This window comes from Leisingera methylohalidivorans DSM 14336, from assembly GCF_000511355.1.
GTDB lineage: Bacteria > Pseudomonadota > Alphaproteobacteria > Rhodobacterales > Rhodobacteraceae > Leisingera > Leisingera methylohalidivorans.
Genome location: NC_023135.1, coordinates 2673672 through 2697758 on the forward strand (window position 1 = coordinate 2673672; position 24087 = coordinate 2697758).

Sequence of the window (24087 nt, forward strand, 5' to 3'; positions counted from 1 at the left end):
TTCGGGCAGGTTCAATGCGATAAAAGGGATGCAAAGAACTCTTCTTCGGATCCGGCGGTTTCCGCCGACCAGCCATTGGCCAATCCGGCCGCTGGTGCAGCCGCCAATTCACCGCCCCGCCACAGCGCCGGGGTGGCCTGCAGCACAGCGCCCGGCACCCCCGCGGCCCGCCAGTCGGGGCAGAGCTGCAGACCATTCTGACCCAGCGCCCGGACCTCGCAACCCTTTACGTCGCCGCCATAAATCTTCCATTTTCCGTCCCAGGCCTGCCCCGGCAGGGACACCTCGCCGCGCACGGAGTTAAACTCGCGGCAGATCCAGATCTGTTTGCTGGTGGTGACCAGGCGGCAGCCCGCCAGGGTGGCCGATCCGCCATTGCGGGCCGCCAGAACGGCTTTTTCCATCGGCACCCGGCGCGGCGGGTAGGCGGCGCCGGAAATCCACTGAAAGGCGCGCACCAGCAGCCGGTGGCTGATTTCACTGGGCAAGGTGCGGAACTTGCGCTGGCACAGGACAACGGCCCCCGCCTGCACATGCGCCAGGTCGCGGGCGGCAAGGAACACGTACCAGTCCAGCGCTTCGCGGGCTTTGGCCATGTTGCGGGCAATCCTGGCAAAGACCGCAGGGGTCAACCCCAGCGGCGCCAGTTCCTCCAGCGCCCGGCGCACCCGGACCCGTTCGAATCTGCTATCCTCGTTGCTCGGGTCTTCAAACCATGCGATGCCATGGCTTTCCAGATATTCGCGCAATTCGCGGCGGGTTACATCCAGCAGCGGCCGCAGCAGCGTCACGCCGTTATGCGTGCGGCGCTCTGCCATGCCCGACAGCCCGGTCACGCCAGAGGCGCGCGCCATCCGCATCAGCACCGTTTCGGCCTGATCATCGGCGGTGTGGCCCAGGGCCAGCACCGGGATGCCGTGGCGCCGCGCCCAGCCGGTCAGCAGGTCATACCGCGCCTGGCGGGCCTGATTCTGCAGATTGCCCTCCTGCGGCCCGTCTTCCCAGCGCAGCACCTCATGGCTGATGCAAAGCCGGGCCGCTGCCGCCCCCGCGGCCTCTGCCTCGGCCGCCGCCTCGGGGCGCAGCCCGTGATCCACAGTGGCGGCAAACAGCTCCACCCCGCCGCTGGCGAAACAATCGTGCAGCAGATGCAAAAGCGCCATCGAATCGCCGCCGCCCGAGACAGCGATCCCCAGCCGGTCAGGCAGGGCGGAGCGGAACTGGCTCCGCACCAGAGACCGGATATCGCGCCGCACGCCCGTCAAGAACAGCCCAGCTTGGCCATTTCCGCCGCGGCCTCTGCCTCTTCTGCCGCGCCCGGAAAGCGCACGCCGACTTCGGACAGCGTCACGCAGGCCTGGTCGGACTGCCCCAGCCGCCCCAGCGCCGCGCCCAGTTCAAACAGCGCTTTTGGCGCCACCGGTCCGGCCGGGTTGCCGGTAAAGGCCGCCAGATAGGCCCGCGCAGCTTCGCGGGTGTCGCCAAGACCATCCAGTGCCTTGCCGCGGCTGAATTCGGCGGCCGGCGCCAGCGGGCTGCCCGGATAGGCCTGATTGAATGCTGCGAACCTCTCCGCCGCATCCTGGAAAAGCCCCTCGGACAGCAGCTTTCCGGCGGCATCGAAATCCGCTTGTTCGCCGATTGCCAGCTCACCGCCCGCGGCCGCCTCCTCATCCGCCGGCACCGCCCCGGCACCTGCGGCCGGCGGTTCACCGCCGCCCAGCGTCGTTGTTTCGCCCAAGGCGCCGATATCGCCGCCTTCCAGTTCGACCAGCCGGAATTCCAGGTCGCCGATCCGGTTGGTGCCATCGGCGACAATCCGGCCGATCCGGTGGCCCAGCTCTTCGGTCTGCAGGGTCAGCCGCTGCAGCTCGCTTTCGATCGCACCGACCCGGTCCAGAACGGTATTGCCGGACAGATCCGCCGATGGCGCGCCAGTGGTCGACAGCTCCCGCTTCAGCCGCTGGATCTCGACATGCAGCACGGTCAGTTCCTGGCGGATATCGGCGAGGGTCTGCTGATCCTGGGCCGCCAGCGGCAGCGGCAGCAGCAGCACAGAGGCCAAAAGCGCGGTGCGCAAAGCTTTCATCGCGTTACCCCGTCAACCCGCCGGCCAGCACCGTCACCGCACGGCGGTTCTTGGAATAGCAGACCTCGTCCGAGCAGATTTCCAGCGGCCGTTCCTTGCCGAAGCTGACCACCTTGATGCGGCTGCCGGCGACACCTTGGGACATCAGGTATTCGCGGGCCGCATTGGCGCGTTTCGCACCCAGGCCAAGGTTGTATTCGCGGGTGCCCTTCTCGTCCGCATGGCCTTCGATGGTGACCACGTAATCGGCGTTCCGGGCCAGCCAGCGCGCCTGGCCCTGCAGCGTCGTCTGCGCCTGCGGCGACAGGCTGGACTGGTCGTTCGCGAACAGCACCCGGTCGCCGACAGTCTGCCGGAAGTAGGCCGGGCTGGCCGGATCCAGCGCGCCTGCGGCGGCGCCTGCACCGCCTGCCCCGGCGCTGCCGTTCAGATCGTCGTTCCATGGGTTGCTGCTGCAGGCTGTCAGCCCCAGCACGGCCACTGCCGCCATTGCCAATTTCAAACCGCTCATATCGTCTGCCTATCCCTTTGCGTTTCTTGACCCGAAACTAGCATAAGCCCGGGGGTGGTTCTATGCGGGTATCCCCGCCCTGACGCTCCTTTTACCGCTGCAACGGCGACCAGGCCGGGTCCGAGGCCCCGTCCGGCGTCCTCACCGGTTTCAGATTGCGGCCGGTGATATCGACCGAATACAGCATTGCGCGGCCGGTGCTGCCCTGGCTTTCGCGGGTGAACATGATCACCCGGCCATTCGGCGCCCAGGTCGGCCCCTCGTCCAGGAAAGAGGCGGTCAGCAGCCGTTCCTCGCTGCCGTCGGTGCGCATCACGCCGATATGGAACCGGCCCTTGTTCTGCTTGGTAAAGGCAATCATGTCGCCGCGCGGCGACCACACCGGGGTGCCATAGCGCCCCTGGCCAAAGCTGATCCGCCGCGCCTCGCCGCCGCCTGCGGGCATCACATAAAGCTGCTGGCTGCCGGAACGGTCGCTTTCAAAAACGACCTGCGACCCGTCCGGCGAAAACGACGGTGCCGTCTCGATCGAGGGGGCCGAAGTCAGCCGGGTCTTGGCCCCGGTCCCGATATCCATCGCAAACAGATCGGTGTTGCCGCCCTGGGTCTGCGAATAGACCACCGTGCGCCCGTCCGGGGCAAACCGTGGCGCAAAGCTCATGATGCCGTCGCCGCTGGACAGGATCTTGCGCTGCACCTGGCCCACATCCAGCACATGGATCTGCGGGAAACCGCTTTCATAGCTGGTGTAAAGCACCCGGTCGCCGGTGGGCGAAAACCGCGGCGCCAGCACCAGAGCAGCGCTGTTGGTCAGATACTGCACATTGGCGCCGTCGTAATCCATGATCGCCAGCCGCTTGCGGCGCTCGTTCTTGGGGCCGCTTTCAGAGACATAAACCACCCGGCTGTCGAAATAACCGCTCTCGCCGGTGATTTCGCTGTAGATGGCATCGGCCACTTTATGCGCCATCCGCCGCCAGCCGCCGGTGGTGCCGGTGAACTGCAGCGCGCTTTCCAGCTCCTTTTCCGCAAACACGTCATAGCCGCGGAACCGCACCGTCAGCCGGTTGCCGGTGACGCTGACAGCGCCAGTGATCAGCGCCTGGGCGTTCACCGCTTTCCAGTCAGCGAATTTCACCTGATTGTCGAAACCGGTCACCTTGGAGATATGGGCGCTGGCGGGCACTTCCCGGAACAGTCCGGTGCCGCTGAGATCCGCCGCCACCACCCGCGCGATCTGCGCCGCATGTTCCGCAGCCGCAGGGGTCTCGGGCACGAAATCCGGAACCGCAAAGGGCAATGGCTCAATCACACCCTGATCGATCTCGATGCGGAGCGGGCCGGTCTGCGCCGCAGCGGTGCCTGCCCCGGCCAATGCCGAAGCCCCGATCAGCAGAGCTGCCAGAATTTTCCTCATTTGATCCGCATCCTTTCAGGATTGAATGTCATCTCAATATCACGCCATTGCGAATATTTCTCAGGGGGAAGATTAAACCCCTTGGCCCCGCAGCGGATTATTGCCCGCCGGGCTGCCCCGAAGGCCTGCTGCGCCGCCGATGCCGAGCCGCCGGTGCTCGACAGCATCCGGATGCTGCCGCTGTCCGGCTTGCCGTCCTGCGCCAGCGACACCGACACCACCACCGTGGTGTTCAACGCATCTGTCGACAGCGACCCCACATTCCAGCACTGCGAAACCGCAACGCGCAAGGCATCCTTCTCACCCAGCGTCAGCGGCGGGCCCGACGGTTCCGGCGCCTCAACATCGGCACCGCCTGCCAGCGCTTCCGCTAAGGCATCCTCCACCGCAGAGGGCGTATCCGCCGCCGCCGGCTGATCCTGCCCGGCCGGCTGCTCCTGTTCGGCCGGCTGGGCCGCTTCCACCACCTCCGCCGGCTGCGGCTGCGGCCGGGTTGGCCGTGTCCTGGGGCGCACAGACACTTCCGGCGCGGCAGAGGCGGCACTGTCCTCGCCTTCGTTCTCTTCGGTCACGATCCGGTCGCTGGCGGCCTCGGGCGCGGTGGCCTCCTGCACGTCCTGCTCTGTCTCGGCGCCCTCCTCCGGCGCCACTTCCGGCTGGGCGATGTCGTCCACCCTGGTGTCGGGCTCCGGCGGCGCAACAGGCTCGGGCGCCACCCGGTCCACCGGGCGCGGCGCAGTTTCAGGGCGCAGCTGCGGCACCAGCGCAGCGATCTCCGGCTCCTCAGCCGCGGCCGGCGGGCTGTCCGGCACATCCGGTTCGGGCTGCGGCTCGGGGATCTCGGTCACCTGCGGATCCGGCGCCGCCGGCGCGACCGGTTCGGGCTGGACGGTGTCCGGCTCCGGGTCCGGCTGCGGTGCGGGCTCCGGTGCCGGCTGCACTTCGGCCGGCTCATTCAACGGTGCCGGTTCGGGGGCGACCTGCGGCGCCTGGCGCTGCTGGCTGAGCTTTTCAAACTGCTCCGCCGAAATCAGCGCCACCTGCTGCACCCGGGACGGCAAGGGTTCGGACGGGAACCAGGCGCCAAAGACAACCCATCCCATCAAAAGCCCGTGTCCGGCAAGAGAGATCCTGGTTCCGGTCTGCACCGCCCGCGTCCCCGCTTATTGCCCTGCGCCCTCAGACGGCTGCCCGTCCAGGGCCGGGCCGCCGGTGTCCGTCACCAGCCCGACATTGGAAAACCCGCCTGCGTTCAGCGCGCCCATCACCTGCATCACATCCGCATAGGCAATCCGCCCGTCGGCACGCAGAAACACCCGGTCCGAGCTGCGCTCGGCCGCAATCGCCCGCAGCTTGGGCACCAGCTCGTCACGCGCCACCGGCGTGGTCTGGATTTCCACCCCGCCTGCCGCGGTCATGGTCACGGTCAGCGGCTCTTCCTCGTCACCGGGCAACGCACCCGCAGCGGTCTTGGGCAGCTCCACCGGCACGCCGACCGTCATCAGCGGTGCGGCCACCATGAAGATGATCAGCAGCACCAGCATCACATCGACAAAAGGCGTGACATTGATTTCCGACATCACCCGCCCGCGTCCGCGGCGGCGGCCCCGGCGGCGGTTGCCGCCTCCCTGCGGCTGCTGGACAGCGGCGCCCATCCCTCAGGAATCCAGCTGGCGGCTGAGAATGGTGGCGAACTCATCGGCAAAGGCCTCGTAGCCGCCGATGATGCGGTCGCTGTCCGCGCTCAGCTTGTTGTAGAAGATCACCGCCGGGATCGCGGCCAGCAGCCCCAGCCCGGTGGCCATCAGCGCCTCGGCAATACCGGGCGCCACCACGGCAAGGTTGGTGTTCTGCTGCTCAGCAATCTCGATAAAGGCGGTCATGATGCCCCAGACAGTGCCGAACAGGCCGACAAAGGGCGCGGTGGAACCGACGGTGGCCAGCACCGACAGACCGCTTTGCAGCCCCTCGGTCTCCTTGGAGATGGCCACATCCATCGACCGGTCGATGCGCGCCTGCGCACCGGGGATCAGCCCGCCGTCGCTGCGGTGGCTGCGCCGCCATTCCGTCATGCCCGCGGAAAAGATCCGCGCCGCCTGTCCGGGCGGCTCGGCGCCGATCTGGTCGAACAGCGCATCCAGCGGATTGCCCGACCAGAAGGCACGGTCAAAGGCATCGGCTTCCCTGCGGGCCAGACGGTAGTTGATCATCTTCTGAATGATGATGCCCCAGGACCAGATCGAGGCCCCGACCAGCATCAGCATCACCAGTTTCACGGTTACGGTGGCCCGCGCGAAAAGGCCCCACATGGAGAAATCAATCTCCTGTGCCAGCGCCAGAGTTTCTGCTTCCATTCGCCTGCTCTAAGATTTCCCGGCCGTTTCTCCGGCGTTATTTGGCAAAAGGCTAGCCCAGTTCAATGGCAAAGGCCATCAAAACAGGCGGGCGCGCGCCAAATGTTACCGCAATGCGCGAATCTCTGCCGGAAGCCGCGCGGGCTTGCCGCCGGTGGTGATGCAGACAATGGTGACCTGCGCCCGGAACAGCGGCTGGCCGCCGCGCGTGACCTCTTGACTCAGGGTCATCCGGGCCGGAGTCACATTGTGCATTGACGTGGTGACGAGCAGTTCCTCGTCGAATTTGGCTGGCGCCAGATAATCCGCCTCGATCCGGCGCACCGCATAGATCAGCCCGGCCTCGCGCATGGCGTTCTGATCAACGCCGATGCCGCGCACCCAGTCGCTGCGGGCTCGCTCGATGAAGCGCAAGTAGTTGGCGTGATAGACGATCCCGCCCATGTCGGTGTCCTCGTAGTAGACCCGCACGGGGAATTCGTGGATCATGCTCTGCGCTCCTGTGGCTTGGCGGGCACCCTATGGCCGGCGCCGGCCCGCCGCAAGCGCTTCAGCCCTCCAGCGGGTATTCTGCCAGGACATCATAGCGTGCGCCTTCGGGGGCCAGCGTGGACTGGTACAGCGCAAAGCAGCCTGCCTCGGCCTGCAGCCGGAACCCCGCCGCCGCTTGCAGGAAACCGGCGATCTTCTCCAGCTGCCCCGGCTGCAGATGCCGCGGGAACCGGACCAGTGTCACATGCGGGCGGAACCGCTCCCGCGCAAGACCGATCCCGGCGGCCTGGCAGGCACTGCGCACACGGTCCCGCAGGCGGCTCAGCTCCGGTGTCTTTTGCACCGCCGCAGCCAGTACCCGCGGCTGTCTGCCGCCGAACACCTCCAGTTCCTGAAAGCGGAGGCTCAGAACCGGCGCGCGGATCCCGGCAAGTTCCTGATGCAGGGCTTGCAGCATCTGTTCCGGCTGGTCATCCAGAAATGCCAGCGTCAGATGCATGTTCTCTGCCGGCACCGGCCGCCCGGCGGTCAGCTCTTCCTGCACACGCTCCAGCGCAATCAGGGCTGCATCAGGCAGCGGCAAGCCCGCAAACGCGCGCATCAGGACTGCGGCTGCCCCGCCGCCGGCGCTTGCAGCCGCGCGAACAGGCGCAGGGCGTGGGACTTGTCGTCTGCGGCCACCGGCATCATCCGGTCATAGGCTGCCGCAATGATCCCGGCAATTTCCGGGCGCAGGATTGTGGCGCCGGTCTCCGGCAGCACCGCCAGCGGCGAGGTTTCTGCAAAAGCCGCATCGCCCCACATCAGCGCCACCTGCACTGCCTGGGTCAGCGCCAGCGTCTCGGCCGGCATCTCTGCCATGGCGCCTTGCATCCGCAGGAACACAAACGCCGCCTTGATGCCGCCCTGACCGTCAAACCGGAACGCCCGGTACTGGCTCGCGCCTGCGGCCTTCAACCGGGCTACCAGCGGCGCAAGCCCGGGGATCAGCCGGTCGAGGTCCGGCACCTCCAGCAGCTCATCCCAGTCCCGGAAGAAAAAGAACATCAGGTTCGAGCCCAGCTCAGGGTCGGTCTCGGCCATCTGGTGGCCTGCCAGCGTCATCACCGCCTCCAGCGCGCCCTTGACGGTTTTCAGCGTGCCGTCTTCCACGCCGAAGACAATCGGCGCCACCGGACGGCCCCAGCGGGCGCAGGCGTAGGAGCCGTCTTGGCGGGTGAACAGGGTTTCGATCTGTTCCGGCGTCAGGTCTGGCAGCTGGGCAGTCATATGGGTCTCCTTGATCCTGCCCCGTCTATGCCGTTTGCGCGACCCGCCGGCAAGGGGGGCTCCCGCGCCTGCCCGGCGTCCTGGCTGCGCCAGACCTCCGGCAACAGCCTTGGGCCGGGCGCCGCTGACGCGGCGCGGCGGGCGGATGCGGCCCGGCTTTTCTCCGGCCGGAAATACTCCCGCCGGAGGCTCCCCGCGCCGCCGCGCGGCGCCCCGCCCGGCCATTGCAGCGGCGCATCTTTCCGGCCCGCCCGGCAGCAGCGGAATAGGTCATAACTCCTGCCCAAATGTTTCGCGCGCGAAACATTTGGGCAGCAAGGCTGACACAACTTATAGTGGTTTCCCCGCTGCCTACCCGAACAGATCGTTGCGGGAGCGCGGCGGCGCCATTCCCAGGTGGGTCCAGGCCTTTTGCGCCAGCATCCGCCCGCGCGGGGTGCGCTGGATCAGCCCCTGCTGCAGCAAGTAAGGTTCAATCACCTCTTCCAGCGCGTCGCGGCTCTCGGACAAGGCGGCCGAAATCGTCTCGATCCCCACCGGTCCGCCGCCGTAATTCTCGGCCAGCAGGGTCAGATACCGCCGGTCGGCGCCGTCAAGCCCCAGCTGATCCACCCCCAGCCGGGTCAGCGCGCCATCGGCCAGTTCGCGGGTGATCGTGCCATCGCCCTCCACAACCGCGAAGTCCACAACGCGGCGCAAGAGCCGCCCGGCGATCCTGGGGGTGCCGCGGGCGCGCCGCGCGATCTCGCGGGCGCCTGCATCATCCGCAGGGGCCCCCAGTTTGCGGGCATTGCGGCGGACAATCTCGAACAGCTCGTCAATGGTATAGAACTGCAGCCGGGTCGGGATACCGAAGCGGTCGCGCAGCGGTGTGGTCAGCAGACCCATACGGGTGGTGGCCCCGACCAGGGTAAAGGGCTGCAGTTCGATCCGCACGGTGCGCGCTGCAGGGCCTTCGCCAATCACCAGATCCAGCTCAAAATCCTCCATCGCCGGATAGAGCACTTCCTCCACCGCCGGGTTCAGCCGGTGGATTTCGTCGATGAACAGCACGTCGCTGGCTTCGAGATTGGTGAGGATCGCCGCCAGATCGCCGGCTTTGGCCAGCACCGGGCCGGAGGTCATCCGGAAATTCACCCCCAGTTCACGGGCGATGATCTGCGCCAGCGTGGTCTTGCCAAGGCCAGGAGGGCCGTGAAACAGCGTGTGGTCCATCGCCTCGCCGCGGCGGCGGGCGGATTCGATGAAGACCTTCAGATTGGCGCGGGCTTCGGCCTGGCCGATGAATTCGCCAAGCCCCTGCGGGCGCAGGGCGCGGTCCCCGTCAGGCGCAGTATCCTCGGGCAGCGGTTCGGGGCGCAGGGCGGGGTCGGCGTCAATCATTGGGCCTGCGCCTGTCAGTTTTCAGCTGTACCGCCTGGCCGCCAGGCCGGGCAGCGCCCGTCCGCCCCCCTGGGCGGGCGCTTCGCTTTCCACCCGCGGCCGGGCACTGCCCTTTGTGTTTCAATACCATTTTCCGATCACCCCTTCGGTGCCAGCAGGCGCAGCGCTGCGCGGATCAGCTCCGGCTCATCCGCGTCCGGCCAGGTGGCGGCGGCCTCGGCCACTGCCGCTGCGGCATCCGACGGACCATAGCCCAGATTGCCCAGAGCCGACAGCGCCCCGGCAGAGGCAGCAGCGGCGCCCGAAGGTTTCTTGGGCGGCGCCTTGCGGGCCGGTTTGGCAGCCGGTGCAGGCCCGGCATTCTCAACCACCTCCAGCCCCGGGCCGTCCATCGCGTCCGCCACGGTGCCGCCCATCGCCATCACACCCGGCGCCTTGTCCTTGAGGTCCAGCACAATACGCTGCGCGGTCTTGGGGCCGACGCCCCTGGCCGCCTTGACCGACGCCCAGTCGCCAAGCGCGATCGCCCGGCTGACCCCGTCCGGCCCCAGGGCGCCGAGGATGGCCAGCGAGACCTTGGCCCCGACCCCCTGCACCGAGGTCAGCAGCCGGTGCCATTCCTTTTCGACCAGCGAGGTGAAGCCATAAAGCTGCATCAGGTCTTCGCGCACCACCATCTCGGTATACAGCGCGACCGCCTCGCCCGTGCCCGGCAGGGCCGCCATGGTCCGGTCGGAGCAATAGACGATATAGCCGACCCCGCGCACGTCGATCAGCACATGATCCTGCGCCCGGTAATCGAGACGCCCCGTCAGTTTGCCAATCATGCCAGTTTGCCGGTCATGCGCGTTTCTCCTTCAACTGCCGCTGCGCAGCGGCCCCGTAGTAGGCATGGCAGATGGCAATCGCCAGTGCATCGGCCGCATCGGCGCCTTTTGGCGCACAGCCGGGCAGCTGCAGTTTGACCATATGCATGACCTGTTCCTTTTCAGCGTGCCCGACGCCGACCACGGTCTTTTTGACCCGGTTGGGGGCATATTCGCCCACCGGCAATCCCGCCTTGGCAAGCGTCAGCAGCGCCACCCCGCGCGCCTGACCCAGTTTCAGGGTGCCGGCGCCGTCCTTGTTCACAAAGGTCTGTTCGATCGCGGCCTGATCCGGGGCATAGGCTTCAATGATCTCGGTGACCTGATTGTGCAGCGACAGCAGCCGCTCCCCCAGATCATCGCCATCCGAACAGCAATGCCCGTTGGCCACATGGCTCAGGCGCGGGCCATTTGATTCGATGACCCCCCATCCAAGGGTGCGCAGCCCCGGATCAATTCCCAGAATCCGCATGATGTGCCCGGTCCCCGCCTGCCTATTGCAAATATTTTTCCAACGGTTAGCACAAACCGCGAACATGTCCAATTGCTTTCCCTGCGCCCGCGTACTGCCAAGGGCGCAAATCCTGTCCTGAAACCGACCCTCTGCAATAGGCGGAGCGACATTTTCCGGCAGAAGCAGCGCGCAGGCCAACAGCCCTTATTATTATGGCGCAAAGCTATGCGCCCGGCGCATATGACGCATGCAATTTCAGGTCTTGCCGGGCTGAATTTTCGCCACTAAATGCCCGCCATCGCAACAACGCGACGAAAGCCAACACCAGATCAGAGGACACGGATATGGCCGCATTTGACACCACCCGCACCACCTATGGTTCCACCGGCCTGTTTGGCCGCTTCGACGCACTGGTTGCCTCCGCAATCGGCATGTTTGCAGCCTGGAACGATGCCCGCGCGACCCGCAACGCCCTGTCGGGCCTGTCCGACCGCGAGCTGGCCGACATCGGCCTGTCGCGCTGCGACATCGAATCCGTTGCGACCGGCGAAACAGTTATCTGAGACCCCTTTTAACGCCCTGCCTCCTCCCTCGGGGCGACTAGGGAAACGCCGCGGACCTTCACAGGGCCGCGGCGTTTTTTGTTGCTGGACTGCCTTGCAACACCGCAGCAAAAAGGCCGCCGGCTTCCCCTGCCGGCGGCCTTTTTTGCCCGCGCTTCCATTCCTGTCAGCGCAGAACCGGTCCGATTTTGCGGGCAAAGAAGACCGACACCGGATCGGCCTGCATCAGAAAGGCGCCCGCGTGCTCCACGCCGCTGCCGGCGGCCAGGGTCTGCACCCGCTCATCATAGCTGTCAAAGCCATGCACGGCCATCAGGAAGCTTTTGAACAGCAGGAATGCCGCAACAAAGAGAAGGATGGAACGCCCCGAGACCGGGGACTGCAGCCTGTGCGGCTTTACCACCAGCAGCCCGTCCGGCCGCAGCTTCGCGGAATAGCCTGCGGACAGAGCTTTATGTTTGCGGTTGATCTGCTTCAAACGCGCCTGGAACTGATCACGATGTTCGCCCATTACGAGCCTCCGAACTGGCCCCCACCAGCGGATGGCCCATCTTTGGCTTGAAATAAGACGAAATTGCGGCAAATCCTTCAAATTCGCCGCAAAGTTAAGTTAATCAGCCTGCCTTACGCAAAAGCAGCGTTGTCCATTCACCAATTTCATCCCGGCGCTCGGGATTGATGCCGTTCTGTGCATAAACGTTAACCACGTCCTCGGCCTGCTCGTTCAGGATTCCGGAGAGAATCGCAAAGCCGCCGGGGCGCAGATTCGCAGCGACATCCGGGGCCAAGGCCACCAGAGGACCCTTCAGAATATTGGCGAAGATTAGGTCGAACGGCGCCTGCGCCTGCAGATCCGGGTGATCAAAACCAGCGGCTTCCACACAGGCAACCTGTCCTTCCATGCCATTGGCCTTAAGATTTGCTTCGGCGACTTCAACGGCAACCTGGTCGATGTCGCTGGCCAGAATGGTGCCGTCCCAGACCCGGGCTGCGGCCATTGCCAGCACCGCGGTGCCGCAGCCGATGTCGGCCACTTTTTCGCCGCTAAAGCCCTGATCCAGCAGATGGTCCAGGGCCTTGAGGCAGCCCAGAGTGGTGCCGTGGTGGCCGGTGCCGAAGGCCATCGCCGCCTCGATCAGCAGCGGGATCCGGTCCGCGGGCAGCTTGTCGGCGTCATGCGAGCCATAGACAAAGAAACGGCCCGCTTCGACCGGCGCCAGTTCGCGGCGCACATGGGCGACCCAGTCGGTTTCCGGCAGCTCCGAGACCACAAAGGGCTTGGCTTCGTGCATCGCGGCCAGCAGGGCAAGGCCGGATGCATCCGGGGCGTCCGTGAAATAGCCGCCGACTTCCCACAGGCCGGAGCCGTCCTCCATTTCGAACACGCCCACGCCGCTGGGTTCCGGGGTCAGACGCTCCATAGCCTCGCCCAGCGCTTCGGCCTGGGCTTTTCCGGTGAGCGTGGTGAGGGCGGTGAATGTGGGCATGGCGTCTCTCCTGAAACTGTTGGCAAGCGCCTAGGCCGCCGCGCCGCCCGCGTCAAGCACCCCCGCCTGGCCGCAGGCCAGGCAGCGCCCGCGCTCACTGTGTGCGCGGGCGCTCGCCCCGCGGCTGGCGCCACGGGGCTGCCGGGCTACTCAGCCGGCGCCGGGCTTGCGTATTTGCTGAAGATGGTCTCGTTGCCAGGTTCAGGATGGCGCGGGATCAGCAGCGACAGGGACAGCGACACCAGCGCCATAGCTGCCGCCAGGACAAAGACCATCCCCGGCGAAAACACCCACAAAAGCCCCAGCAGCACCGGCAGGAACACCGCCGCGATATGATTGATGGTAAAGGCCACCGCAGCGGTGGGTGCGATGTCGCCAGGATCGGCGATTTTCTGGAAATAGGTCTTCAGCGCCAGCGCCAGGGCAAACAGCACATGGTCGATCACGTACAGCACCGCCGCAACCGCCACCCCCCAGCCGAACCAATAGATCCCGCCATAGGACGCAAAGACAATTGCCAGCCCGCTGTATTCCAGGATCAGCGTGCGGCGCTCGCCGAACATCGCCACCGCCTTGCCCAGCATCGGCGCTGCAACCATGTTGATCACCAGGTTGATCAGATAAAGCCCGGTCAGCTCATGCACATCAAAGCCGAATTTCTCGACCATCATGAAGCCGGCAAAAACCACAAAGATCTGCCGCCGTGCCCCCGCCATGAACTGCAGCGCATAATACAGCCAATAGCGTTTTCGCAGGATCAGCTTCTTGGTCTGCGGATGCGGCGCGTCGAACTGCGGATAGGCAAAGAGCGCAAACAGCGCGATCAGCACCGTTGCCCCGCCTGCGGCCAGAAAAACAGTGTTATAGGCCAGATCGAACCTGTCCCAGGTCAGCACGATCAGCCCGTAGACCACCAGCGTCGCCGCTGAGCCTGCCGCGACCAGCCAGCCCAATGTCTGAGGTGCCTTCTCCTTGGACAGCCATTGCAGCTGCAGCGACTGGTTCACCGTCTCGTAATAATGAAAGCCGATGGAGCTGAGCAGCGTCACCATCAGCAGCCCGCCCAGCGAGGGGAACCAGGCGGTGACAGCTGTGGCCGCCCCCAGCAAGGCAAGCGAGATCAGCCCCAGCACCTGCTCGCGCACAAACAGAATGACCGCGATGACACCAACGGCCAGAAAGCCCGGGATCTCGCGCACCGTATGCAACAGGCCGATATCGGCGCCGTCGAATTGCGCCGCCTCGATCACAAAATTGTTGAGCAGCGCGCTCCAGGCGTTGAAGGCGATTGGCATCGCCAGCGCCATCAGGAACAACAGCGTCACCGGACGGCGCCAGAACGGCAGGCCTTGGGCGTCGGAGAGGGGCATGGGTCTGAACATGGCCCGGGTTTACGCCGCTTCGCGCCGCCTGGCGAGAGGGAAAGCGCGCCTGCACATCAAGCTCCGCATCAGCGCGCAAAGCCGCAAGCGGTCAGTGGCAGCAGGAAATGTGAGGCTCTCGCCTCGCGCTCCGGTTTTTTTGAGGCAAGAGGAAAACCGCTTTTTTATGGTCCCCGATACTCTGGGGGGAGCCGGCCGTCAGGACGGCGGGAGCAAAGCCCCCGGTCCCGCCCGCAGCGTTAAAAGAAACTCTGCGGATCAATATCGATGCTCAGCCGCAGATCCCCTTTGAGGCGCAGGGGCGCGGTCCAGCGGGCAATCGCCTCCTGCAGCGGCACGCCCTTGGCGGCCTTGACCAGCAGCCGCACCCGGTGGCGGCCGCGGACGCGGGCAATCGGCGCGGGCGCGGGTCCAAACACCTGCGCACCGATCTGGCGCAGGGGGCCGTCATTGCGGGCCATCGCATTGCCCAGGTCAAACACCGCCGCCAGATCCGGCCCCGACAGGATGATCCCCGCCATCCGGCCATAGGGCGGCACCCCCGCCGCCTGGCGCTCGGCGGCCTCGGCCTTCCAGAAGCTTTCCTCATCCCCAGACAGGATCGCCCGGATCACCGGATGTTCTGGCTGGAACGTCTGCATCAGCGCTTCGCCGGGCCGTTCGGCGCGGCCCGCTCGGCCCGCCACCTGGCGCATCAGCTGGAAAGTGCGCTCTGCCGCGCGCAGGTCCGAGCCCTGCAGGCCGAGGTCAGCGTCGATCACCCCGACCAGTGTCAGCAGCGGGAAATTGTGCCCCTTGGCGACCAGCTGAGTGCCAAGGATAATGTCGGCCTCGCCCCTGGCGATCTCCTCGATCCGGCTTTTCAGGGCGCGGGCGGAGCCGAACAGGTCGGAACTCAGCACCGCGATCCGGGCCTCCGGGAACAGGCCGGTGGCTTCCTCGGCCAGCCGCTCGATGCCGGGGCCGACCGGCGCCATCTTACCCTCTACCTCGCAGGACGGGCAGGCCTCGGGCACCGGCTTGGTCTCGCCGCACTGGTGGCACATCAGCCGCTTCATGAAGCGGTGCTCCACCATCCGGGCGTCGCAATGGTCGCAAGCCACCTGGGCGCCGCAGGCGCGGCAGATGGTGACCGGGGCAAAGCCGCGGCGGTTCAGGAACAAAAGCGACTGCTCGCCGCGCTCCATCCTGAGCTTCATTGCATGCTTCAGGGCCGGCGAGATCCAGGTGGAGGGCAGCAGATCCTCCGACCGCATATCGACGCTGCGCATCTGCGGCAGCACCGCGGCGCCAAAGCGCGCAGTCAGATCCAGGCGCTTGTATTTGCCCGCCTCGGCATTGGCCCAGCTTTCCAGGCTGGGCGTGGCCGAAGCCAGCACCACCTGGGCCGAGCACATCGCTGCCCGCAGCACCGCCATGTCACGGGCGTTGTAAAGAACGCCGTCTTCCTGCTTGTACGAGGTGTCGTGCTCCTCATCGACGATAATCAGGCCAAGGTCGCGGAACGGCAGGAACAGCGCCGAGCGTGCACCGATCACAAGGCCGGCGGCCCCTTGCCCGACCATTTTCCAGACCCGGCGGCGCTCGGTCATGGTGGCGCCCGAGTGCCACTCGGCGGGTTTGGCGCCGAACCGCGCCTCCACCCGGGTCAGGAATTCCGCCGTCAGCGCAATCTCCGGCAGCAGCACCAGCCCTTGCCGCCCGGCGCGCAAACAGGCCGCGACCGCCTCAAGATAGACCTCCGTCTTGCCCGACCCGGTAACGCCTTTCAGCAGGGTGGTGCCATAGCGCCCGCTCTGCACGCCCTCGGCCAAGGCGGCGGCGGCAGCGGCCTGATCCTCGGTCAAGGCCTTGCCGGGCAGGTCCGGGTCCAGCTGCGGATAAGGCAGATCGCGCGGGGCTTCCTCTTCCCGCAGGGCGCCCTGCTTCACCAGCCCCTTCACCACCGAGGGCGTCACATCTGCCATATCGGCCAGTTCGCGCGGAGTGAAGGCAAGGCCGCCGTATTGCTCCATCACCTCCAGCACACGGCTGCGCGCCTCGGTCATCCGGTCCGGCACGCCGTCGCCGCGGCGCAGGATCTTGCGCATTGAGGGCGGATCGCTGAGCCCCGGCGCACGGGTGGCCAGCCGCAGCATTGCGGGCATCGGGGTCAGGGTGTAATCAGCCGCCTTGCCCAGGAACTGACGCATCTCACCCCGCATCGGCGCCACATCCAGAACCCGGATCACCGCGCGCAGCTTGGCCGAATCGAAATCGCCAGCCCCGGGCCCCCAGACCACACCCAGAACCTTGCGCGGCCCCAGCGGCACCTCGACATAGGCGCCTAAGAAACAGCCGCCCTCCGGGGCACGGTAATCCAGAAGCCGGTCAAGGGGTTGCGTGGTCAGAACCCCGACCCGCTCGCCTGCCTGAAAGAACTCCTGCCCGCTCATCCTGCCGCCCATGTTGCCGCCCGTATATCCATGAGGTAAAGGCTGTGGCGACCGAGGCCAACCCATCCAAAGGACTGCCCCATGAAATTCTTCGTAGATACCGCCGAGATCGACGCGATTGCCGAGCTGAACGATCTGGGCATGGTGGACGGTGTCACCACCAACCCCTCGCTGATCAAGAAATCCGGCCGCGACATCATCGAAGTGACCAAAGAGATCTGCGATCTGGTCGATGGGCCGGTCTCTGCCGAGGTGACCGCAACCGACGCCGAAACCATGATCGCCGAAGGCCGCAAGCTGGTCGAGATCGCCGAGAACATCGCCGTCAAGGTGCCGCTGACCTGGGACGGTCTGAAAGCCTGCAAAACCCTCAGCGATGATGGCCACATGGTGAATGTCACCCTGTGCTTCTCCGCCAACCAGGCGCTGCTGGCGGCCAAGGCGGGCGCGACCTTCATCTCCCCCTTCATCGGACGTCTGGATGATATCAACCTGGACGGGATGGAGGTGATCGAAGACATCCGCACCATCTATGACAACTACGGGTTTGAAACCCAGATCCTGGCGGCCTCGATCCGCTCGGTGAACCACGTGCTGGACTCGGCCCGTATCGGCGCCGATGTGATCACCGCGCCGCCCGCCGTGATTAAATCGATGGTGAACCACCCGCTGACCGACAAAGGCCTGGACGCCTTTCTGGCCGACATCAAAGCGGCTGAGATCAAAATCCTCTGATTCTGCCTCGTGGACGCAGGACAGTCAAAGGCGCCCCGGTTTCCGGGCGCCTTTTTTGTTCGCCGCTTTCTGTTCTAAATGTTTCTGTCAGCCGCTGAGCGCGCCCGCGCGCCCGCATTTCCCGGCTGACACCGCACCGTGCGAAGGCTTGGGCGCCTGCGGCATGCTGCAGCGGCGCTTCACGCAGCCGGGGCAAATTCCGCTGCCCCTGCATTTTTCCGCAGCAAAGCCCGGTTCCCATGTTATATACGGATCCAAACCCGTCAGAGGTCCGGAGCCGCAAGAGTTTCAATCATGAGCAGTTCAAGCAATTCAGCCAGCCTGGAAGACCAGTTGCGCGAGGCGATTCTCGCCAAACCCGATGCGGTGCTGCAAGATCAGCATCTAATGAATGCCCTGGTTGCCGCCAATGAGCGGGCGATGGGCTCCAACGTTGTCGACCTGCGCGGCATCGCGATGGAGCGGATGGCGGCGCGGCTCACCCGGCTGGAAGACACCCACCGCTCGGTCATTGCCGCCGCCTATGACAATCTGGCCGGCACCAACCTCATTCACCGCGCCGTGCTGCGGCTGCTGGAGCCGGAGGACTTCGCCGCCTTTCTGGCCTGCCTGGAACAGGAAATGCCGGAGATCCTGCGGGTGCAGTCGCTGGCGCTGGTGCTGGAAACCGCCCAGCCCGGCGGCGCCGAGATTGAACGCAAGTCCGGCGCCCTGAAGCTGTCAGGCCCCGGCTTTACCGAAAGCTATGCCGGCCAGCCCGGCAGCCAGCGCATTGTGACCCTGCGCCAGACCCAGGGCGGCAGCCCGCGTGTCTACGGCCAGAAAGCGGAGTGGATCCGCTCCGAGGCCTGCCTGATGCTGGACCTGGGCGAGGGCCGCCTGCCCGGCATGCTGGTGATGGGCTCGGAAGACCCGCATCAGTTCTCGCCGATGCAGGGCACCGATCTGCTGGCGTTTTTCGCCGGCGTCTTTGAACGCGCGATGCGCTGCTGGCTGTCATGACACTGATCTCCCCGGCTTGCCGCGACGCCCTGCAGCTTTGGCTGGAGCGTTTGGGCGGGCTGGAGGATGCCTCTGCCAACACGCTGACCGCCTATCGCAGCGATGTCAGCGCTTTTCTGGCCTTTATGACAGCGCATTCCGGCGGCCCCCAGGGCCTGGGTGCGCTGGCCCGGATCACCACTGCTGATATGCGCGCCTGGATGGCGTCGGAGCGCGGCTCCGGCACGGGGGCCCGCTCGCTGGCGCGCAAACTGTCCGCAGTGAAGACCTTTTACCGCTGGCTGGCGGAGCGCGAAGGGTTTGAGCCTGCGGCGGTGCTGTCCGCCCGGGCGCCGAAATTCCAGAGGAAACTGCCCCGCCCGCTGGCGCCGGATGCCGCCAAGGCGGTGCTGGAAACGGTAGAGCTGCAATCGCAAACCGGCTGGGTCGCGGCGCGGGATGCGGCGGTGGTGACGCTGCTTTACGGCTGCGGGCTGCGGATCTCCGAGGCGCTGGGACTGACTGGCGCCGACGCGCCGCTGCCGCCGGTGCTGCGCATCCTGGGCAAGGGCAGGAAAGAACGCGTGGTGCCGGTGCTGCCCGCCGCGCGCGATGCAGTGGATCGCTACCTTTCACTGTGCCCGCATCCGCAGGAGGCGGGCGCACCGCTGTTCCGCGGGGTGCGGGGCGGCGCGCTGAACCCGCGCCAGATCCAGGGGGTGATGGCCCGCACCCGCGCCCAGCTGGGCCTGCCCGCGACCGCAACGCCGCACGCCCTGCGCCACAGCTTTGCCACCCATCTGCTGGAGGCCGGCGGCGATTTGAGGGCCATTCAGGAATTACTGGGGCACGCCTCGCTATCGACCACCCAGGCCTATACGGCGGTGGACACCACCCATCTGATGGAGGTCTACATGCGGGCGCATCCCAAGGCATGACTTGCCCCCAACGGCTGACTGGCCTTTGCTGACATCAGGGAGGCCTGCCGCATGCCTGCAACCGAACCCGATTACCCGGTCCTGATCAGCGTTCTCAGCTGTCCAGCTTGCGGGCATGAGACCGCTGAAGAAATGCCGCAGGACAGCTGTCAGTGGTTTCATGAATGCCCGGCCTGCCGCGCCTTGCTGCGACCAAAACCCGGTGATTGCTGCGTTTTCTGCTCATACGGCAGTGTCCCCTGCCCGCCGGTTCAGACCGGCGGCACCTGCTGCGGCTAGCGCTGCGGCGCCTCTGTATTGTTAAAATGCGTTCTATTTTCATGGCGGCGGGAAAGCTGCTGTTAAGGCGCTGCGGGCTTGATGGCAGAAATCGATCCAGAAAGGATTCTGCCATGACCAGTTCCGGCTATTCAGCCATGTTTGCCGATGGCGCCCCTGCCGCCCCTGCCCCGCCGCCCGGGACGCAACCCCGGGAGCGGACACGCAACCGGCCCTCCAAAGCACCCTTCTCCCCGCCTGATATCACCGACCCCGTTCCCTTTGGCCAGCGGATGGCCCGTATCCAGTTCTTCAAGGGTACGGAAATCCGCCCGAAGCTGCATTGAACGCTTGCGGGATCGGGGCAAATTCGCCATCACGGGCGCATGACACCTCAGATCCGCGCCCTTTCCGTTCATCTGCTGACTGCAACCGGTGCCGTGTTCGCCATGCTGGCGATGCTGGCGGCGGCGGATGGCAACTGGAGCCTGATGTTTGTCTGGCTTGTGGTTGCCTTTGCCGTTGACGGCGTGGATGGCCCGCTGGCGCGGCATTATCACGTCAAACGCTACTCGCCGGAATTCGACGGGGTGCTGCTGGACCTGATCATCGACTACCTGACCTATGTCTTCATTCCCGCCTTTGCGCTGTTCCAATCGGGGCTGATGGCGGGCTGGACCGGCTGGTTTGCCATCATCGTGATCACCTTTGGCAGCGCGATGTATTTCGCCGACACCAGGATGAAGACCAAGGACAATTCCTTTGCCGGCTTTCCCGGCTGCTGGAATATGCTGGTGCTGGTGATCTTTGCCCTGGAGCCGAGCCATTGGACCAGCCTGATCCTGGTGACGCTGCTGTCCGTGGCGATGTTCCTGCCGCTGAAATTCATTCATCCGGTGCGCACCATGCGCTGGCGCAAGGTGTCATTGCCGATGGCGCTGGCCTGGACCTTCTTTGCCGGCTGGGCCGCCTGGGTTGATTTCCACCCCGCCAGCTGGGCGCATTGGGGGCTGGTGGTGACATCGGTCTACCTGCTGTTTGTCGGCATTGCCCAGCAAATCATTCCTGAACAGCGCCGCTCGGCGTCTCATCCTTGAGCCTGCAGCGCAGAGGGGCGCTGCCCCTCTGCGCCGTTTCTAGGCGCATTCACCCCGGAGTATTTCAGACCGGAAAGAAGCCGGGCGCGGCTGCGAGGATAATCTGGGCGGTCAGATCAGCAGGCTGGCGGCGCCCTCGTGTTTCAGAAGCGCGACTTTGGTTTCGACCCCGCCCGACCCGGAAAATCCGCCCAGGCCCGTTGCACTCAGCACCCGGTGGCAGGGGATGATCACCGGAATCGGGTTGCTGCCGCAGGCATTGCCAACCGGCTGCGGCGGCGCGCTCAGCTCCCGGGCAATATCGCCATAAGTACGGGTTTCCCCCAGGGGGATTGCCAGCATCGCATCGCAAACCATTCGCTGAAAGTCCGATCCCTCCACCAGCAATGGCAGGTCGAACTCTGTCAGCTCGCCGGCAAAATACGCGCGCAGCTGCGCCAGGGCGCTGTCCAGCAGCGCCGATCGGCCGGTTGACTGCGCGGACCAGGCGAGCCGCACGATGGCGCCGTCGCGTTCCGTCACGCTGAGCGCCCCGACGGGTGTTTCAAGACTGTCTGAAACCATGATTTTCCTTTTTCGCCCCCTGGATCGCCTGCATCCCCGGCAGGACAGGTGCCGACGGCACGACCTTGGGCCTTGCTGTTTTCCGCCCGGTGCCCGGCCGAAGGCGTTAACGCTTTGTTAACCAGTGCTGAGGAATCCCTGCCACATTATTTCAAATTATCATAAAGTAAGTTTCAAGAACGGTATCAAGGATGAGTTTTATGATCACTGCAGTTTCCAGCACCGCCAGCCTGTACAACACCATGAAACAGATGCAGGCCGCCTACCAGCGGCAGCCGGCAATCGCCGAAGCAGGCGGCCAGCAGGTGGATGCACCGCTGGTCGATGGCAGCACCCAGGGCCTGGCCCGCAGCATTACCCGCGAACAGGTGTTGAACGGCGAACGCCCGGCTGCCTTGACCCCCCAGCACATCGGCCCTGCCCGTGCCGCCGCCCGGACTGCGGCGCTGGGGCTGAACCAATTGAACGGCTTCGACATGGCGGCCTATTACCAGGACCTGGCGAGCGGCTTTCAGGCAGGCCCGAAAACGGCCTCCGCCATGGCGGCCGAGGCCCGGTATCTGGAGGCCCGCAAGGCATTCTGATCCTGCAGGCCCGGTAATTGCATCACTGCAGCTGAGCCCAGAACAGCTCCAGGTGGCGCGACATGATGTCTTCAAACCGGCCGCTGTGGCGCAGTTTTTTCAATCCCGCGTTGATCCGGTAAAGATGCGAGGTGCCGCGCCAGTGGCGTTTGGAAATCACCACGTGCAAACCTTCCTCGGAGAGCGGTTTTTCCAGCGGCAGCACCGTGTCCCGCAGACCTTCCCGGACGATGGAGCTGGCGCCCAGAAACAGGTTCACCGCCACCGCATCCACCTGGCGCTCGGACACCATGCGGAAACAGTCGGCCGGTGATTGCGGCTGCACCAGGGTGATCTTGCCGTCGTCCAGCCAGCCGCGGCCGGCGCGGTTCAAATCATGCGTGAAATAGCCCTTGGGGCGGCACAGGGTTTTGCCCTCGATGTCGCTGTCTTCCGCAAAGGCGAACTGATTGTCCTGCCGCACAAACAGCATGATCGGCAGCGCCATCACCGGGTCCGAGAAGTGGAAATTCGCGCAGCGCTCATTGTCCGGCTCCGCCGCGCAATCCGGTTTAAGCCAGGGAAAGCCCATATCGAATTCCTTTTGGTCCAGCATCGGGAACAGATGCTTGGACCAATCATCCTCCCAGTTGATCGCGTAAGATACCGGCGAAGGCGCCAGTTCCAGCGCCGCATTGACCAGCTCGGTCACCATGCCCTGGCCCGGCAGCCCGCGGTCGGTGAAGGGAGCATAGCCGCCGCCGGTCAGCAGCGTCATCTCCGCCCCCCGCCTGCGCAGCGGGGTGGCGTCCGGTTCGCTCGCCTGCTTGACGCAGGGGATCTGCAGCTTGCGGCCCGGCACCACCGACGAACCGGCCAGAACATCCTGGTTTCGGTAGTAAATCATGGTCCAGCGCTCGCGGTCGCCATAATGGGTTTCTGCGATCGAAAACAGGTTGTCCCCCGGCTGCGCGACATATTCCACATCGCAGATCGCCAGGGCTACCGAGGGCAGCAGCCCCAGCAGCAGCCCGAGGCCCAAGACATAGCCCGGCACGCGGCGGCAGAAGCTGTTCAGCATGCTTTTCCCTTTCAATATCCGGCCCAGACCCTGGCCATGTGATCTTCGATGATCGCCTGATAGGTGCCGTTCTGGCGGATGCCGCGCAGCGACGCGTTGACCATCTCCATCAGCTGCTGGGCCTTGGGGTGAGACTTGTGGACAATCACATGCAGCGCCTGGATCGAAATCGGCTCCGGCACCGCATCAAAACGGTCCGACAGGCCCAGCTCCTTGATCTGCGCACGGCCGGTGAATTCGTTCATCACAACCGCATCCGCCTTGCCGTCCAGCACCATCGCGTAGCATTCGGCGGTGGTCAGCGGCTGCACCACCTCGACCTTGCCGTCGCGCAGCCAGTGGCGGCCCTGCTGTTCGAACAGATACGTCTCATAGCCCTGCGGACGGCAGAAGGTCTTGCCGAACAGGTCTTCGTCCTTGGTGAAGGCCAGGGGCCGCGCCTTGTCGGTGAACATCAGCACCAGCACTTCGAACATCGGATCCGAGAACAGGAAATTCTCGCAGCGCGGTTCTTCGGGGCTGTTTTCGCAGTCCGGCTTGTACCAGGGGAAGCCCGCGTCCAGCAGCGCGTTCGACAGCAGCGGCTCTTCATGCGCCGTCCACAGGTCGACCCAATGCACGGCGTAGCCCTGCTCCGGATCGGCATGGCGCATTGCGGCATTCAGCACGTCGGTCATCATGCCGCCGTTGTGCAGGTCCTTGCCGGTGAAGGGGGCAAAGTCATCCGCGGTCAGCAGGTTGATGCGGTGGCGCACCTCGGCGCTGCCAAAGGCGATCTGCACCGGTTTGGCCTCGACCGGCACGCTGGCTGAGATTTCCTTGCCGCCGTCCAGGCCCAGAGGCAGGCCCTCAAGACAGGCCAGCGACAGAGCCATGCCGGCACGCAAGCCACTTGGCTTGGGGCCGATGGTATCAATGTTGCGGCTGTGGATCGCGCTCCATTTGCCCGCGTCCTTGTACAGCTTGTCCGCGATCACCGACAGGCTGTCGCCCGGCTGCACGGCATAGACCCCGCCGCAGGTCTCGGCCGCAGCGGAAGTGGCTGCAAAGGCAAGCAGGCCCATGGCAGCGGCTGCAATGTATTTCTTCATAATCCCCCCGGGAAATAGTCTGCACTGCAACCGGTTCCGGTCTGCAGCACCCGTCGTTCTGGTTGTTGCGAATGGTC

General features: G+C 65.4%; 28 protein-coding genes. 8 read left to right on the forward strand and 20 right to left on the reverse strand.

What is annotated here, in order from left to right; translation table 11 throughout:
• Positions 1-11 precede the first annotated feature (11 nt).
• The 13 genes from tilS to ruvC all read right to left on the reverse strand — a co-directional run bounded on the left by tilS (position 12) and on the right by ruvC (position 10853).
• A complete protein-coding gene (gene tilS / locus METH_RS13265) occupies positions 12-1265 on the reverse strand; it encodes a tRNA lysidine(34) synthetase TilS (protein ID WP_024090990.1) in 1254 nt (417 codons plus the stop codon).
• Entirely contained in the window at positions 1262-2089 is an 828-nt protein-coding gene (gene ybgF, locus METH_RS13270; RefSeq protein ID WP_024090991.1) for a tol-pal system protein YbgF, read from the reverse strand. Before ybgF ends, tilS begins: the two co-directional genes overlap by 4 nt.
• A gap of 4 nt (positions 2090-2093) precedes the next feature.
• A complete protein-coding gene (pal, locus tag METH_RS13275; protein WP_024090992.1) occupies positions 2094-2600 on the reverse strand; it encodes a peptidoglycan-associated lipoprotein Pal in 507 nt (168 codons plus the stop codon).
• 91 nt (positions 2601-2691) lie between these two features.
• A complete protein-coding gene (tolB, locus tag METH_RS13280; protein WP_024090993.1) occupies positions 2692-4017 on the reverse strand; it encodes a Tol-Pal system beta propeller repeat protein TolB in 1326 nt (441 codons plus the stop codon).
• Positions 4014-5165, reverse strand: coding sequence for a hypothetical protein (locus tag METH_RS13285; RefSeq protein ID WP_024090994.1), 1152 nt, complete (start codon positions 5163-5165; stop codon positions 4014-4016). Before METH_RS13285 ends, tolB begins: the two co-directional genes overlap by 4 nt.
• Positions 5166-5180: 15 nt before the next feature.
• Positions 5181-5672, reverse strand: coding sequence for a protein TolR (tolR, locus tag METH_RS13290; protein WP_024090995.1), 492 nt, complete (start codon positions 5670-5672; stop codon positions 5181-5183).
• 3 nt (positions 5673-5675) lie between these two features.
• Positions 5676-6371, reverse strand: a complete 696-nt coding sequence (tolQ, locus tag METH_RS13295; RefSeq protein WP_024090996.1) for a protein TolQ — start codon at positions 6369-6371, stop codon at positions 5676-5678.
• Between the two features lie 105 nt (positions 6372-6476).
• Positions 6477-6860: a tol-pal system-associated acyl-CoA thioesterase gene (gene ybgC, locus METH_RS13300; RefSeq protein ID WP_024090997.1), complete on the reverse strand. Its 384-nt coding sequence runs from the start codon at positions 6858-6860 to the stop codon at positions 6477-6479.
• Between the two features lie 61 nt (positions 6861-6921).
• The gene (gene thpR / locus METH_RS13305) at positions 6922-7464 is read right to left on the reverse strand and encodes an RNA 2',3'-cyclic phosphodiesterase (protein ID WP_024090998.1); all 543 of its coding nucleotides are present in this window, start codon (positions 7462-7464) and stop codon (positions 6922-6924) included.
• On the reverse strand, positions 7464-8132 hold the full coding sequence (locus tag METH_RS13310) for a hypothetical protein (protein WP_044008668.1): 669 nt from the start codon (positions 8130-8132) through the stop codon (positions 7464-7466). Before METH_RS13310 ends, thpR begins: the two co-directional genes overlap by 1 nt.
• Before the next feature lie 351 nt (positions 8133-8483).
• Complete coding sequence (gene ruvB / locus METH_RS13315) at positions 8484-9515, reverse strand: Holliday junction branch migration DNA helicase RuvB (protein WP_024091000.1); 1032 nt, start codon at positions 9513-9515, stop codon at positions 8484-8486.
• Between the two features lie 137 nt (positions 9516-9652).
• Positions 9653-10342, reverse strand: coding sequence for a Holliday junction branch migration protein RuvA (ruvA, locus tag METH_RS13320; RefSeq protein ID WP_024091001.1), 690 nt, complete (start codon positions 10340-10342; stop codon positions 9653-9655).
• Between the two features lie 13 nt (positions 10343-10355).
• On the reverse strand, positions 10356-10853 hold the full coding sequence (gene ruvC / locus METH_RS13325; RefSeq protein WP_024091002.1) for a crossover junction endodeoxyribonuclease RuvC: 498 nt from the start codon (positions 10851-10853) through the stop codon (positions 10356-10358).
• A gap of 326 nt (positions 10854-11179) precedes the next feature.
• Here ruvC and METH_RS13330 point away from each other — a divergent pair, with 326 nt between their 5' ends.
• Positions 11180-11398: a DUF1127 domain-containing protein gene (locus METH_RS13330; protein ID WP_024091003.1), complete on the forward strand. Its 219-nt coding sequence runs from the start codon at positions 11180-11182 to the stop codon at positions 11396-11398.
• Positions 11399-11564: 166 nt separating this feature from the next.
• Here METH_RS13330 and METH_RS13335 read toward each other — a convergent pair whose 3' ends face one another.
• From METH_RS13335 to METH_RS13350, 4 genes are all read right to left on the reverse strand, one after another.
• On the reverse strand, positions 11565-11909 hold the full coding sequence (locus METH_RS13335; RefSeq protein ID WP_024091004.1) for a hypothetical protein: 345 nt from the start codon (positions 11907-11909) through the stop codon (positions 11565-11567).
• Between the two features lie 103 nt (positions 11910-12012).
• Positions 12013-12885, reverse strand: a complete 873-nt coding sequence (locus METH_RS13340; protein ID WP_024091005.1) for a 50S ribosomal protein L11 methyltransferase — start codon at positions 12883-12885, stop codon at positions 12013-12015.
• A 146-nt stretch (positions 12886-13031) separates the two neighbouring features.
• Positions 13032-14267, reverse strand: a complete 1236-nt coding sequence (locus tag METH_RS13345) for an MFS transporter (protein WP_024091006.1) — start codon at positions 14265-14267, stop codon at positions 13032-13034.
• Between the two features lie 239 nt (positions 14268-14506).
• The gene (locus METH_RS13350; RefSeq protein WP_024091007.1) at positions 14507-16702 is read right to left on the reverse strand and encodes a primosomal protein N'; all 2196 of its coding nucleotides are present in this window, start codon (positions 16700-16702) and stop codon (positions 14507-14509) included.
• A gap of 81 nt (positions 16703-16783) precedes the next feature.
• Here METH_RS13350 and fsa point away from each other — a divergent pair, with 81 nt between their 5' ends.
• From fsa to METH_RS13375, 6 genes are all read left to right on the forward strand, one after another.
• Positions 16784-17437 carry a fructose-6-phosphate aldolase gene (fsa, locus tag METH_RS13355; RefSeq protein ID WP_024091008.1) on the forward strand — a complete coding sequence of 218 codons (654 nt, stop codon included), beginning with the start codon at positions 16784-16786 and terminating at the stop codon, positions 17435-17437.
• Positions 17438-17731: 294 nt separating this feature from the next.
• Complete coding sequence (locus METH_RS13360) at positions 17732-18439, forward strand: DUF484 family protein (RefSeq protein ID WP_024091009.1); 708 nt, start codon at positions 17732-17734, stop codon at positions 18437-18439.
• Positions 18436-19356, forward strand: coding sequence for a tyrosine recombinase XerC (locus tag METH_RS13365; RefSeq protein ID WP_024091010.1), 921 nt, complete (start codon positions 18436-18438; stop codon positions 19354-19356). Before METH_RS13360 ends, METH_RS13365 begins: the two co-directional genes overlap by 4 nt.
• 51 nt (positions 19357-19407) lie before the next feature.
• Positions 19408-19635, forward strand: coding sequence for a GDCCVxC domain-containing (seleno)protein (locus METH_RS24820; protein ID WP_084013792.1), 228 nt, complete (start codon positions 19408-19410; stop codon positions 19633-19635).
• A 113-nt stretch (positions 19636-19748) separates the two neighbouring features.
• Entirely contained in the window at positions 19749-19961 is a 213-nt protein-coding gene (locus METH_RS13370) for a hypothetical protein (RefSeq protein WP_024091011.1), read from the forward strand.
• Positions 19962-20000: 39 nt separating this feature from the next.
• A complete protein-coding gene (locus METH_RS13375) occupies positions 20001-20711 on the forward strand; it encodes a CDP-alcohol phosphatidyltransferase family protein (RefSeq protein ID WP_024091012.1) in 711 nt (236 codons plus the stop codon).
• 111 nt (positions 20712-20822) lie between these two features.
• On the opposite strand, the gene METH_RS13380 is transcribed toward METH_RS13375, so the two are convergent.
• Positions 20823-21275, reverse strand: coding sequence for a methylated-DNA--[protein]-cysteine S-methyltransferase (locus tag METH_RS13380; protein WP_024091013.1), 453 nt, complete (start codon positions 21273-21275; stop codon positions 20823-20825).
• A gap of 200 nt (positions 21276-21475) precedes the next feature.
• Between METH_RS13380 and METH_RS13385 the strand changes: the two genes are divergently transcribed.
• Positions 21476-21859, forward strand: coding sequence for a hypothetical protein (locus METH_RS13385; RefSeq protein WP_044008427.1), 384 nt, complete (start codon positions 21476-21478; stop codon positions 21857-21859).
• Between the two features lie 22 nt (positions 21860-21881).
• On the opposite strand, the gene METH_RS13390 is transcribed toward METH_RS13385, so the two are convergent.
• Positions 21882-22919: a transporter substrate-binding domain-containing protein gene (locus tag METH_RS13390; protein WP_044008428.1), complete on the reverse strand. Its 1038-nt coding sequence runs from the start codon at positions 22917-22919 to the stop codon at positions 21882-21884.
• Positions 22920-22930: 11 nt separating this feature from the next.
• Positions 22931-24010: a type 2 periplasmic-binding domain-containing protein gene (locus METH_RS13395; RefSeq protein ID WP_024091016.1), complete on the reverse strand. Its 1080-nt coding sequence runs from the start codon at positions 24008-24010 to the stop codon at positions 22931-22933.
• Between the last annotated feature and the right edge of the window lie 77 nt (positions 24011-24087).